General features: G+C 59.1%; 12 protein-coding genes. All 12 read right to left on the minus strand.

Annotated elements, in window-relative coordinates; translation table 11 throughout:
- Nucleotides 1-44: 44 nt before the first annotated feature.
- The 12 genes from ACTYEO_RS09690 to ACTYEO_RS09745 all read right to left on the minus strand — a co-directional run bounded on the left by ACTYEO_RS09690 (nucleotide 45) and on the right by ACTYEO_RS09745 (nucleotide 13,283).
- Nucleotides 45-2,732 carry an ATP-binding protein gene (locus ACTYEO_RS09690; RefSeq protein ID WP_449323538.1) on the minus strand — a complete coding sequence of 896 codons (2,688 nt, stop codon included), beginning with the start codon at nucleotides 2,730-2,732 and terminating at the stop codon, nucleotides 45-47.
- A 2-nt stretch (nucleotides 2,733-2,734) separates the two neighbouring features.
- Nucleotides 2,735-3,076, minus strand: coding sequence for a hypothetical protein (locus tag ACTYEO_RS09695; RefSeq protein WP_449323539.1), 342 nt, complete (start codon nucleotides 3,074-3,076; stop codon nucleotides 2,735-2,737).
- 11 nt (nucleotides 3,077-3,087) lie between these two features.
- The gene (locus ACTYEO_RS09700) at nucleotides 3,088-3,486 is read right to left on the minus strand and encodes a response regulator transcription factor (protein ID WP_449323540.1); all 399 of its coding nucleotides are present in this window, start codon (nucleotides 3,484-3,486) and stop codon (nucleotides 3,088-3,090) included.
- 120 nt (nucleotides 3,487-3,606) lie between these two features.
- Complete coding sequence (locus ACTYEO_RS09705; RefSeq protein WP_449323541.1) at nucleotides 3,607-4,947, minus strand: short-chain fatty acyl-CoA regulator family protein; 1,341 nt, start codon at nucleotides 4,945-4,947, stop codon at nucleotides 3,607-3,609.
- Between the two features lie 159 nt (nucleotides 4,948-5,106).
- Nucleotides 5,107-6,093 (minus strand): ABC transporter substrate-binding protein, encoded by a 987-nt coding sequence (locus ACTYEO_RS09710; RefSeq protein WP_449323542.1) that lies wholly within the window; start codon nucleotides 6,091-6,093, stop codon nucleotides 5,107-5,109.
- Between the two features lie 56 nt (nucleotides 6,094-6,149).
- Entirely contained in the window at nucleotides 6,150-7,079 is a 930-nt protein-coding gene (locus ACTYEO_RS09715) for an ABC transporter permease (RefSeq protein ID WP_449323543.1), read from the minus strand.
- Nucleotides 7,076-7,966: an ABC transporter permease gene (locus ACTYEO_RS09720; protein ID WP_449323648.1), complete on the minus strand. Its 891-nt coding sequence runs from the start codon at nucleotides 7,964-7,966 to the stop codon at nucleotides 7,076-7,078. The genes ACTYEO_RS09715 and ACTYEO_RS09720 overlap by 4 nt, the downstream gene beginning before the upstream one ends.
- Before the next feature lie 75 nt (nucleotides 7,967-8,041).
- Nucleotides 8,042-8,866: an ABC transporter ATP-binding protein gene (locus ACTYEO_RS09725; RefSeq protein ID WP_449323544.1), complete on the minus strand. Its 825-nt coding sequence runs from the start codon at nucleotides 8,864-8,866 to the stop codon at nucleotides 8,042-8,044.
- Nucleotides 8,866-10,329: a dihydropyrimidinase gene (hydA, locus tag ACTYEO_RS09730; protein WP_449323545.1), complete on the minus strand. Its 1,464-nt coding sequence runs from the start codon at nucleotides 10,327-10,329 to the stop codon at nucleotides 8,866-8,868. Before hydA ends, ACTYEO_RS09725 begins: the two co-directional genes overlap by 1 nt.
- Before the next feature lie 74 nt (nucleotides 10,330-10,403).
- The gene (locus ACTYEO_RS09735) at nucleotides 10,404-10,643 is read right to left on the minus strand and encodes a hypothetical protein (protein WP_449323546.1); all 240 of its coding nucleotides are present in this window, start codon (nucleotides 10,641-10,643) and stop codon (nucleotides 10,404-10,406) included.
- Nucleotides 10,644-10,660: 17 nt separating this feature from the next.
- The gene (locus ACTYEO_RS09740) at nucleotides 10,661-11,911 is read right to left on the minus strand and encodes a Zn-dependent hydrolase (protein WP_449323547.1); all 1,251 of its coding nucleotides are present in this window, start codon (nucleotides 11,909-11,911) and stop codon (nucleotides 10,661-10,663) included.
- Between the two features lie 40 nt (nucleotides 11,912-11,951).
- Nucleotides 11,952-13,283, minus strand: a complete 1,332-nt coding sequence (locus ACTYEO_RS09745) for an aminotransferase class III-fold pyridoxal phosphate-dependent enzyme (RefSeq protein WP_449323548.1) — start codon at nucleotides 13,281-13,283, stop codon at nucleotides 11,952-11,954.
- Nucleotides 13,284-13,506 lie beyond the last annotated feature (223 nt).

Raw genomic sequence — 13,506 nt, forward strand, 5'->3', positions numbered from 1 at the left:
GCCCCCAATCTATGACGTGAAGAGGTAAAGAAACCCTGAAAGGGCTAGCTTGCCGCCCCTCGCAGGGCCTTGCTTGGCAGACGCACACGGAAAGCAGTGCCTGTTTGCGCTGGAACATAGGCCAGACCGCCGCCAAGGCGCAGCATGATCTCGCGGCTGATCGCAAGGCCAAGCCCCGCCCCTTGGGCTGCCCGCCCTGTTTCCAGCCGCGCGAATTTCTCGAAGATCACGGCACGCCGCCCCACGGGAATACCTGCGCCGTTATCGGCAAATTCGACCTCCACCCGCCCGGGCAGGTGATGCACGGTGATGCTCAATTCAGGCGGCTCGGCCTCGCAGTATTTCTGGGCATTGGAGATCAGGTTGATAAAGACCTGCGAGAGGCGATCCACATCGGTGACGAGGGCCACCTGTTCCGTCTCAGGGTTGCGGTGAATGGTCAATCGCGCGCTATCTTGCAGCGCGCTGGTGGCGTCTATCGAGCGATCCAGCACCTCGGAGAGAAGCGCATTCGTCTCGTTCAATGTCACGCGCCCATCCTCCAACACGCTAAGGTCCAGAAGATCATCCAGCAGCCGCGTCAGGCGGCGGCTCTCGTCATGAATGATGCGCGAGAACCGCGCCAAGGCCTCCTCATCAACGGCGCCATCCTGCATCAAAATCTCGGAAAACGCGCGGATCGAGGTCATCGGCGTGCGCAATTCATGGCTGATCTGGCTGAGAAACGCATCCTTTTGAACGGAAAGCTCGGTCAGCTTCTGGTTGGCCTCGCGCAGGCGTGCAGCCGTTTGGACCAGCTCGGCCGATTTCGCCTCAAGCTTGTTGGAATATTCCATGATCTGGGCAGTTTCATCGGCCACGGCCAGCAAATCCTTCACCGAGACATTGGCCCCGCCTGTGATCTGACCCACCATCGCATGCGCGGTCGCGGCCCCGACCGAGCCTGCCAATTCCCGTTCCAGATGCTCAATGAAATCGGGTTTTGGCTCAGGCAGGCCTGTCTCGCGGCCCTGCGCGCGTGCGGCCGTTTGAAAGAGCCGAGCCGCAGGCCCCGCCCCCAAAACCCGCCGCGCCATGATCAGCAGATCATCCGCTGTGCCCGTACTGCCCTTCCAGCCCAATGGCATTTCCGTGTGGTCATAGACATTGACGAATTGCGCGCCCTGCAAACGCTCCAATGGCGAAGGGAAGGTCAGCAGGGACACCAGAATGAAAAAGACCACATTCAACCCCAGCGACAAAACCATCGCTGTCAAAAGCGGATCGGTCCCATCAATGCCCAAAGGCGAGGCGGGCCGCAGCCATGCCAAGCCCAAAAACCCTTCATTCAGCGCCTCTTGCAGCCAGCCCGAGACATGCGCATTGGGCAAAAGCAAAATCCAAGCCCAAATCGCAAACCCCACCGCGATGCCCGTTGCCGCCCCCGCTTTCGTTGCACCGCGCCAGAATATGCCGCCGAGCAAAGCGGGCAGAACCTGCGCCACGCCCAGAAAGGCGATCAACCCCATCGCCGCCAAGGCCTCCGAGCCGCCCGAGAGGCGGAAATAGATCAATCCGAGCGCCATGATACCCAAGATCGAAAAGCGCCGCGCAAACAGCGCCACTTGGCGCATATCGCCCGACATGGGGTTTTCGTGGCGGGTGGCGCTCAGCCAGATCGGCATGATGATATGGTTCGACACCATAGTGGATAGCGCGAGGGCTGCCACAATCACCATCGAGGTCGCCGCCGAGAACCCACCAAGCAGCGCCAAGAGCGCCAGACCATCCTGCCCGAGCGTCAAAGGCAGGGTGAGGACGAACAAATCAGGGTTCGAGCCCTCGGGCATCAGTTCAAGCCCGACCACAGCAATCGGCAGAACGAAAAGGCTGATCAAAAGCATATAGAGCGGAAAGGCCCATGACGCGGTTGCCAGATGCCTTTCATCGGAATTCTCGACCACCAGAACCTGAAACATCCTTGGCAAACATAAAATCGCCGCCCCCGAGAGCATGGTCAGCCCCACCCAACGCGCCCCGTTGGAGGACCACCCCGACATCGGGCTAGCCTCGATCCGCGCCAGAATATCCCCAGCGCCATCGCCAAGCCCCCAGACCACGAAAATCCCCACAGCCAGAAGCGCCAGAAGCTTCACGATCGCCTCAACCGCGATGGCCGAGACCAGACCGGGATGGCGTTCATTCATATCAAGGGAGCGCGTGCCAAAAACGATGGTAAAAAGCGCAAGACCACCCGCGACCCAAACCGCGATCACGTCACTGTTCAAACTGGCCCTTGGTCCGGGCTCGGCGAATACGGCGAAAGACAGCGCCACCGATTGCAATTGCAGCGCTATATAGGGGGTCGCGCCGATCACCATCAGCACGGTGACCAAAGCCGCCAAAGGGCCCGATTTGCCATAGCGGGACGAGATCATATCCGCGATCGAGGTCACGCGTTGCGCCCGCCCGATCCGCACCATTTTGCGCAAAATCCAGAACCAGCCGATAAAGATCAGAGTCGGCCCCAGATAGATCGTCAGATATTCCAGCCCTGAGCGTGCAGCACTGCCCACAGCGCCGTAAAAGGTCCAAGCCGTGGTATAGATCGACAGGCTGAGCGTATAGGTGATGGGCGAGGACAGCCAGCGCGCCTTGCCTTCCGCTGCACGCTTTTCCGCAAGGAAGGCGACCGCGAACAAACCCGCCACATAGAACACACAAACCGCCACCAGACCGTCAAAGGACAACATGGCTAGCGCCCTCCCGCCGATGGTCCAGATTTGGAGGGGGGCTGTGTTTTTTCCTCATTCTCGCCATCAGCGATACGGCTTAGCGCGCGGGACAAAACGGCAGATAGCACGATCAAACCCGCCCAGACTGTAAAGAAATACACAGCCCAAACGGATGTCTCGGCCCCTGCAGTGCTTTGCGAGGTCAGGATAATCACTGGCCCGAAAAACAGCAGCGCCCCAAAGACAGGGACCAAACGCGCGGCATCTTGCAAACGGTTGCGCCGATAGGTGCGCCGCTCCAGAAACAAACGGCGGCGGGTGCCGCGCGAGATCACGCTTCTCTCTGGGTCCGGTTTATCCATTACGCGCGCTTTCAGCCCTGCGGGTCCGAGGCCTCGGCCCCTTCCCCGTTTACAACGCGGGTCAGCGTCTCGACCAGTTCGGAATTGGAAAACGGTTTGGTCAAAAAGGCATCTGCCCCAAGTGACATGGCGGTTTCACGGTCTTTCGCCTGCCCCTTGGCCGTCAACATCAAGACAGGCAGGGAACGGGTTTGCGGGGCCGCGCGCAGATCGCGCAGAATGTCAAAGCCCGACCGCCCCGGAAGCATCACATCAAGCACAACCACATCGGGGGTTTGGCGGGCGATCTCATCCAGCGCGGTTGCGCCATTGGCATGGCCGCGCACTTCCCATCCCGCACGGGACAGGATGAAGCTGATCGCCTCCATGATATTCGCCTCGTCTTCGACGAGCAGCACACGTTGGACCAAGGCGCTCCCTCCCAGAAGCCAAACGCGGGTTTGACCACCCCCTGTTGCGCCGTAGGGAAACCTTTAACGGCGCAGTTGTCAATTTTATCTGATCGCACGGGCGAATTTAACGGCGTGACCTCATCCCAAAAGGGAGTTCACGCGGCGTGCGGGGCAGCCATCCCGCGAACACACATGGCAGCCCGAGCCAACCAAGACCGCCCCTTCTCCACTTGTATCGCCCGCTTCTGCCTCCTTGATCGGGCGCAACAGCATCGTCGCCTCCATCACAGGGCTATCGCCGAAGCCCACGGGGTTTTTGGGCTGGCTCACGGCCCATGCCTGAAACTGCGCGCCGTTTGGCATGGTGAGCCTTACGGCCTCCGGCACCATGGGGCGGGTCAGCGCGGTATAGAGCGGCCAGAGCGGGCAGCCCGCACCAAAACGCGGGATAGAAAAGGCCGCCAGTCTGCGGCGGAAGATCAAAGCCCCTGCCGCATCACATACCGCAAGGCCGAAACTGGGGATGTCCTGCGCGCCTTGCTCATTTGCGGGCAGGCTGGCCAATCGCCGCAAAACAAGCGCTGCATCACCAGAGGAAAGCGATAGCAGCCGCGCAGGGTCAAACCCGACCGCGCGCGCGGCGCTCAGAAACGGCCCAAGCGGCAAGCGCGCGGCGTCCTGCGCATAGGCATGCAACATCGCGCGCGCCAGATCACGGGTGGCTGCATCTTCCATGCCTGCGGCCTGCGAGATCACCTGCTCAATCGCGCCTGCCCCTTGGTCTTCGATCAAAGGGAAATGATGGCCTGCGGCATCCAGCATGGCCTCGACGGTTTCTTCAGGGCTTGCGGCCTCTTGCGGACGCTCGCCGCCTTGGTTTTCGAAATGCGCCAACAACCCCGTGGCGCGGCGCGACAGGCGTTCGGCCTCTTCATGCAGGTTGCGGTGAAAGCGGCCACGCCATTGCGGCTCGATATCAGGTTCGCGCACCAGAATATCCGAGGTCGAGCGGATCGCGGCCACGCTCGAGAGCATCTCATGCATGCCTTCGGCCAAAACGGGGTCATGGGTCAGGCGGTCATGCAGGCCATCCACCATCGCTTCTAGATTGGCGATGCGCTGTTGCTGCGCGGAAAGCACCCCCGTCCAGCCGGGAAAACGCCCTGCGATTTCATCGATCTTGTCCAATTCAGGCTCGGCACCACCAGTGGCGCGCAGATCGCGGGCGGCCTGTTGCAGGGCATCAAACACCGAGGCATCGGCCCCTTCGGACAAAGCCGCAGGTTCCACCTCGAGCACGCGGGCCAGATCAACCAGCAGCTTGCCGCCAATGCGGCGGCGGTTATGCTCGATCAGGTTGAGATAGCTGGCCGAAATCTCCACGGCTTGGGCCAGATCGGATTGGCGCAACCCCAAAGCGCTGCGCCGCTCGCGAATGCGGCTTCCTGTGAGGGCGTGGCGGGGATGGGGCTCAGCCATGATGGCTCCTGTCGGGTTAGTTTAGTAAAATTCTTTACAGCCCTTACGCGGAATGCCAAGTCAAATCTCGCAAAATCGCCCAGTCCCGCCTTTCCCCAAGACATGAAAATAGCGCGGCCCATCACAGACCGCGCCTTTTGTTTTCAAGCTGCTTGCGCCTTAGTTGGCCAAGGCCGCGTCGGTGATCACGCTTGTAAAGGCGCCCTCAGGCTCGGCCGAGATGACAGGGTCGGAACCGCCTGCCAAAAGGGTCGCGACCGTGCGGGCATAGGCCTCAGGGTCCAGCGTGCCATCGCCGCCTTCCACCAGAAGGGCGATCTCGCCCATCATACGCAGCTGATGCTCTTCGATTTGCGCGCCTGTCTCGTCGTAATCCAGAACGATCATCGCGGCATCATCGGGGTTTTCCGCAGCCCATGCCCAACCTTGCATCGAGGCCCGCACGAAACGGGTCATCTTATCGACAAAGGCAGGATCGCTGAGGTTTTCTTCCAAAGCCCAGATACCATCTTCCAAGGTCGCCACGCCGTAATCTTCATATTTGAAGGTCACCAATTCATCAGGCGAGACGCCCGCATCAATGATCTGCCAATATTCATTATAGGTCATGGTCGAGATGCAATCGGCCTGACGCTGCAAGAGCGGATCCACATTGAAGCCTGCCTGCAAAAGCGTCACGCCGCCATCCGAGCCGTCTGTTGGGATGCCAAGCTGGCTCATCCAGCTCAGGAAGGGGTATTCATTGCCAAAGAACCAATGCGCCACGGTATGGCCCGCCAGATCGGCAGGCTCGGCGATGCCAACATCGCCCCAGCAGGTCAGCATCAGGCCCGAGCGGACGAAGGGTTGCGCGATATTAACCACGGGCAAGCCGCGCTCGCGGGCAGCCAAGGCCGATGGCATCCAGTTGAGCATCACATCCGCCCCACCGCCTGCCAGAACCTGAGGTGGCGCGATATCAGGACCACCGGGAAGGATCGTTACATCGAGGTTTTCCGCCTCGTAATAACCATTCTCAAGCGCCACATAATAGCCCGCGAATTGCGATTGCGTCACCCATTGCAACTGCAAGGTCACCTCATCCTGCGCCACAGCCGCGCCCGTTGTCAGGCCAAGGGCCAGTGCTGTGCTAAGAAGTTTCTTCATCGTAATATCCTCCTTGTTGGATCTGTTGGTTGGCCCCGTCTTTTTGTCTGGGTGCGTTATCGCCCTCTCTGTGACGGGTGCCAGAATGTCATGCGTTTCTCGATCAGTGCCATGAGCCCGTAAAAGCCCGATCCGGCGAGCCCTGCCACCGTGATCTCTGCCCAGACCATATCCATGGCCAGACGCCCCACCTCAATTTTTATGCGAAACCCCATCCCCACAGTGGGTGAGCCGAAAAACTCCGCAACAATTGCCCCGATAAGCGCAAGTGTTGTGCAGATTTTCAAACCGTTGAAGATAAAGGGCAGCGCATTCATCAGGCGCAATTTGATCAGGCTTTGGCCATAGCTGGCCGCATAGGTATGCATCAAATCACGCTGCATCGCGTCGGTGGCTTTCAGCCCCGAAACGGTGTTGACCAGCATCGGGAAAAACACCATCGCCACCACAACCGCCGCCTTGGATTCCCAGCCAAAGCCGAACCACATCACTAGGATCGGGGCGGTGCCCACAATCGGCAAAGCGGCGATGAAATTGCCCACGGGCAAAAGCCCGCGCTGCAAGAAATTCGATTTATCCACCGCCAAAGCCGTCAGGAAGGCCAAGCCACAGCCCATCACATAGCCCGAAAGCGCGCCTTTCAGGATGGTCTGCTGGAAATCAGCCCAAAGGATATCGGTATTGGCTGCAAAGGCCTGCGCGATCTGGCTGGGGGCGGGCAGAATGATCGGACTGATCTCGTATAGGCGCACCGTCACTTCCCAGATCGCCAGCAGCGTCAGGCCGAAAATCACGGGAACGGCCAAGCGAATGGCCACTGTTTCCGCCCCGCGCGACAGAACGATATTCAGCCCCCATGCCCCAAGCCACAAGGCCAGCACAATGGCCAAGCGCGGCTCGGACAGGGCTGCCAGCGCAATCAGCCCCGCGCCAATCGCTGGCACCACCCAAGAGCGCCGCGCGCTTTGTGCAAGACCCGCGCTCATCGGTTCAACCCCATGCGTTTCAGGGTCGCGCGCTCAATCATTCCGATCAGGCTGACGAGGACCGCTGCACAAATCGCCGCCATAAACAGCGCCGACCAAATCTGGATGGTTTGCCCGTAATAGGACCCCGTCAACAAACGCGCCCCAAGTCCGAAACGCGCGCCCGTGGGCAATTCCGCCACGATCGTGCCTACCAATGCCGCCGCCACCGCAACCTTGAGCGAAGTGAACAAAAACGGCACCGAAGCAGGCAGGCGCAGTTTCCAGAAGGTCTCGGACCCGCTGGCCGAATAGGTGCGCAACAGATCAAGATCCATCCCATTGGGGCTGCGCAACCCTTTCACCATGCTGACGGCCACAGGAAAAAAGCTCAGATAGGCCGAGATCAGTGATTTCGGCACCAGCCCCGATAACCCCACCGCGTTCAGCACCACGATCACAATCGGCGCGATGGCCAAGATCGGGATGGTCTGCGAGGCAATGGCCCAAGGCATCACGCTTAGATCCATGGCGCGGTTATGCACGATGCCAATGGCCAGCAATATCCCCGCCAACGTGCCCACGACAAAACCAAGCAGCGTCGGCGCAAGGGTTTGATAGGCGTGAAACACAAGGCTGCGCGGATTGCCCGCAAGGGAGCCGCGCCGCTCGCGTAGCACAGGCTCGGCCACGGCCGTATCCCATAGCTCGGCCAGAACCTGATGCGGTGTTGGCAGCACGGGGCGTTCTTGATTCATCGTATCGGCGATGATCTGAGCCGTTGAAAGCTCAACGCCCGCGCGGTTCGCGGCATCCAGCGTCCATGGCTTGTTCATCTGGGTCGCCGCCCCATACCAAAGCGCGATGATCACACCGACCACAACCAAAACGGGCGCCACAGCGCGGATCAGCCTGCGGATCGCTGCACAAAGCGGGCAGCCCCCTGCCCCTGCCTGATCCAGCGCGACACTCATGCGGCGGCCTCATCCATCATAGGCATGCCCCGCGCGCAAACCTTCGCGCACACGCTGCGCGATGGCCAGAAATTCGGGCGTGTCGCGGATATCAAGCGGGCGCTCTTTTGGCAGGTCGCTCTCGATCACATCCGTGATCCGACCCGGACGGGGCGACATCACCACGATCTTGGTAGACAGATACACCGCCTCAGGGATGGAATGGGTGACAAAGGCGATGGTCTTATTGGTCCGCGCCCAAAGCTTGAGAAGCTGCTCATTCAGATGGTCGCGCACGATCTCGTCAAGGGCGCCAAAAGGCTCGTCCATCAACAGCAGATCAGCATCAAAGGCCAAAGCCCGCGCGATTGAAGCACGTTGCTGCATGCCCCCCGAAAGCTGCCATGGCATTTTCTTGCCAAACCCTTCCAGATCAACCAGTTGCAAGACGCGGGCAACGCGCTCCTCCTGCTCGGCCTGATCAAAGCCCATGATCTCGAGCGGCAGTTTGATATTCTTCTCAATGGTGCGCCAAGGATAAAGCCCCGCCGCCTGAAACACATAGCCATAGGCCCGATTGCGCCGCGCCTGATCAGGCGACATGCCATTGACCGAAAGCATCCCGCCCGTGGGCGTCTCCAAGGCCGCAATGCTGCGCAGAAAGGTGGTCTTGCCACAGCCCGAGGGGCCGATGAAACTGACGAAATCGCCCCTATTGATGCTCAGGTTCACATCCGAGAGCGCCTGCACGGGGCCGTCATTGGTCTGGAAGGTCAGATCAAGGCCTTGCGCCTTGATCACGACCTGCTGTGCGGCAGGCACTGAGGCCTGCGTCTTTGCAGCTGCGCGCGCCATCAAACCCCCGAAGGAATATTGAGAGGATCACGCTCGATCTTGCGCGGTGTGGTCAGCGATTTCCATTTCGACAGCGCAGTGGAGGCGCTGGCATAGGGGCTACGCTTGATGAATTTCCCGCGTCCCGGTTGTGGCTGGCTGTTCTGGCCATAGGCCCAAACCACATCCCCGCGCGACAAGGTGAACCGCGGCGAGGCGCTGACCTCTTTGCCCTCAAACACGTTGTAATCAAGGATGGATTTCGCCGTGGCCGTAGTGATCGTACGGCTTTGCTTGGGGTCCCAAACCACGATATCGGCATCCCCGCCCACATTGATCCCGCCTTTGAGCGGATAGATATTTAGGATCTTGGCAATATTGCTGGAGGTCGCAGCGACAAATTCTTCGGGCGTCAAGCGGCCCGTATCAACCCCATAGGTCCAGAGCATCGCCATCCGCTCCTCAAGCCCGCCTGTGCCATTGGGGATCATGGTGAAATTATCGACCCCCATGCGCTTTTGCTCATCCGAGAAGGCCGCATGATCGGTCGCCACAACCTGCAACGAGCCTGAAGAAAGCCCCGCCCAAAGGCTGTCTTGATGGTCTTTGGAGCGGAAAGGCGGGCTCATCACGCGGCGTGCCGCATATTGCCAATCCTTGTTGAAATACTCCGTCTCATCCAAGGTCAGATGCTGGATCAGAGGCTCGCCAAAAACGCGCATCCCCTTCTGGCGCGCGCGGCGGATCGCTTCATGTGCCTGCTCGCAAGAGACATGCACGATATAAAGCGGCGTGCCTGCGGCATCGGCAATCATGATCGCGCGATTGGCCGCCTCACCTTCCACTTCGGGGGGCCGCGAATAGGCGTGGCCTTCGGGGCCAGTCACCCCATCGGCCAGATATTTCTGCTGCAACTCCGCCACGATATCGCCGTTCTCGGCATGAACCAGCGGCATCGCCCCCAATTCAGCGCAACGCTTGAAGGAGGCATACATCTCGTCATCTTCAATCATCAAAGCGCCCTTATAGGCCATGAAATGCTTGAAGGTGTTGATGCCGCGCTTTTTGACGACCTCTTCCATCTCGGCAAAGATGCTCTCGCTCCAGCCCGTGATCGCCATGTGATAGGAGATATCGACGCAAATCTGATCCTTTGATTTGCGGTCCCAGTCATCAATCGCATTGAGCAGGCTACCATCTGCACCCGGTAGACAGAAATCCACCAACATGGTGGTGCCACCCGCCGCCGCCGCGAAAGTCCCAGTTGTGAAGGTCTCGGCAGCGGTGGTGCCCATGAAGGGCATTTCCAGATGGGTATGGGGGTCAATCCCGCCAGGGATGACATAAGCATCCGAGGCGTCGATCACCTCATCGCCCTTCAGGTTCTCGCCAATCTGGGCGATCTTTTCGCCCTCGATCAGCACATCCGCTTTATATTGGCGGTCGGCGGTCACAATCGTGCCGCCCTTAATCACCTTGCTCATGTCATCTCTCCTATTGTGGAGGCTGCGGGGCGTTATTCGGGCCCCGTCAGCTGGTTGTCATTGCCCCTAACCGGCTAGCGCGTGCAGATCATACGCCCATCCAAGGTCAAAAGTGGCAGGAAGGTCGTCTCAACCGGTCCAACCCATTGATACCAATAGCACCCGTCATCGGGCAAAACCCGCACCGCCCCGAGGTTCTGGTTCGGCGCTACAATTGCCAGAACACCCTCGGGCAGCTCTTCAATAAAGCCCGTTGTGTCCGTGGGCGCAGGGGCCGCACAAGCCGCCAAAATCGGCAAAATTCCGAGGGCCAAAAATTTTTGATAAGGTTTCACTCAACAATCTCCGCAGTTTCAATCACGGCGTGGAACAACACATTGGTTCCCGCCTTCGCCCAATCAGGGCTAATCTCTTCGGCTTCATTATGCGAGAGGCCATCGACACAAGGGCACATAACCATTGCTGTCGGGGCAACATCATTGATCCAGCAGGCATCATGCCCCGCACCTGAAACGATATCCATATGGCTATAGCCCAGCCGCTCGGCCGCCTTGCGGATCGCATCCACGCAAGCCTCGTCAAAGGCGGGCGGATCGAACTGCCCCACGATCTCGGCCTCGAAACCCACCCCGATCTCCTCGCAAAGCGCGGGCGCGCGGGCCATCAATTCATCGACCATACCATTGAGCTTATCGAGAATATGGGTGCGCATATCGATGGTGAACACGACCTTTCCCGGAATGATATTGCGGCTATTGGGATAGACATCGATATGCCCAATTGCCCCCACCGCATTGGGCTGGTTCTTCATCGCGATCTCATGGACCAATTCGGTCACAAGGGCCAAACCGCGCCCTGCATTTTTGCGCATATGCATCGGTGTAGAGCCCGTATGGCTTTCCTTGCCCGTGATCGTGCATTCGATCCAGCGCAGGCCCTGCCCATGCGTCACAACCCCGATATCGCGGCCTTCGGCCTCCAAAATCGGGCCCTGCTCGATATGAAGCTCGAAAAACGCATGCATTTTCCGCGCGCCGACCTTCTCTTCACCTTTCCAGCCAATACGATCCAACTCATCCCCAAAGCGCTTGCCTTTGGCATCGACGCGGTCATAGGCCCAATCCAGACTATGCCGCCCCGCAAAAACGCCCGAGGCCAGCATCGCAGGCGCATAGCGCGTGCCTTCTTCATTGGTCCAATTGGTCACAACGATGGGATGCTTGGTCTTGATCCCGAGATCATTCATCGTGCGGATCACTTCCAATCCACCCAATACGCCCAAGACACCGTCATACTTGCCGCCTGTCGGCTGGGTATCGAGATGGCTGCCCACATAAACTGGCAGCGCCTCGGGGTCGGTGCCTTCGCGGCGGGCAAACATATTGCCCATCTCATCGACCCCCATGGAACAGCCCGCAGCTTCGCACCATTTCTGGAACAAATGCCGCCCCTCGCTATCCTCATCCGTCAAAGTCTGGCGGTTATTGCCGCCTGCCACACCCGGCCCGATCTTGGCCATCTCCATCAGGCTGTCCCAAAGGCGCTCGCCATTGATCATCATATTCTCGCCGGGTGCTGGCATATTTACGTCCTTCTGTCGGACCTGACGCGCAAAGGGCGCTTCAGGCCAGTTTCTTCAACACATCGCCCAAAGTGCCAATCAACTGATCGATATGGGATTTCTCGATAATCAGGGGCGGTGACATGGCGATGATATCGCCTGTGGTTCTGATCAAGACGCCCTTTTCATAGCAATCAAGGAAGGCCTGAAAGGCGCGTTTGGTCGGCTCGCCCGCAATCGGCTCCAACTCCACCGCCCCGATCAGCCCCATATTGCGGATATCAATCACATGGGGGTGGTCCTTAAGACTATGAAGTGCCTCTTCCCAATACGGGGCCAGCTCAGCCGCGCGCTCGAACAGTGCCTCTTCCTTATAGGTCTCAAGCGTCGCAACACCCGCCGCCGAGGCAATCGGATTGCCCGAATATGTATAGCCGTGGAACAGCTCGATCATATGCTCGGGGCCTTGCATGAAGGCGTCATGGATCTCGGAGGTGGCCATAACGGCCCCCATCGGGATCACCCCATTGGTCAGACCTTTCGCGGTGCAGATCATATCAGGCATCACATTGAAATGATCCGCCGCGAAAGCACTGCCCAAACGGCCAAACCCAGTGATAACCTCGTCGAAAATCAACAAGATACCGTGCTTTTTGGTGATCGCGCGCAGCTTCTCAAGATAGCCTTTGGGCGGCATCAATACCCCTGTGGAGCCTGCCATAGGTTCGATGATCACAGCCGCAATCGTCTCGGCCCCATGCAATGTGATGATCCGTTCCAGATCATCGGCCAGATGCGCGCCATGCTCGGGCTGGCCGCGGGTAAAGGCGTTCTGCTCGGGCAGATGGGTATGGGGCATATGATCCACACCCGCCAGAAGCGTGCCGAACATCTTGCGGTTATTGACGATCCCGCCCACGGAAATCCCGCCGAAATTCACGCCATGATAGCCCCGCTCGCGCCCGATCAACCGCGTGCGCGAGCCCTGCCCGATCGCACGCTGATAGGCGATGGCAAGCTTCAGCGCGGTTTCCACCGATTCTGAGCCAGAATTGGTAAAGAACACATGCTCGAAAGGCTCGGGCGTCATATCGCGCAGGCGATTTGCCAGCTCAAACGCCATGGGATGACCCATCTGGAAGGCGGGCGCATAATCAAGCTCGGCCGCCTGCTGCTGGATCGCCTCGACAATCTTGGGCCGCTTATGGCCTGCATTGCAGCACCACAGACCCGCCGTGCCATCCAGCACCTCGCGACCATCTGCGGTTTTATAGAACATCCCCTCCGCCGAGACGAACATACGCGGGTTCTTCTTGAATTGCCGGTTTGCCGTAAACGGCATCCAGAACGCAGAAAGATCATTTGGAACGGGGGTTGGTCGATCTAAGGCCATATGGCTCACCCTGTATTGCTCCGAGCGCGCGCAGGTCTCGGTGGACGAAAGAAGTTTTGACCATATGGTCAAGTTCACGCTAGCAGAGGCACGATGCCAGTCAATGGAGTCAATGACACTCTTTGCCCAATCGCAAGGCAAATGATACGATTTGGGCAAAGCCTGCCCGTTCCATAAGCAGCTTGGAAAGACTCTCTCGGTCTTGCCCTTCGTCAAAGTTTCG

This window comes from Rhodophyticola sp. SM2404 (assembly GCF_053570515.1).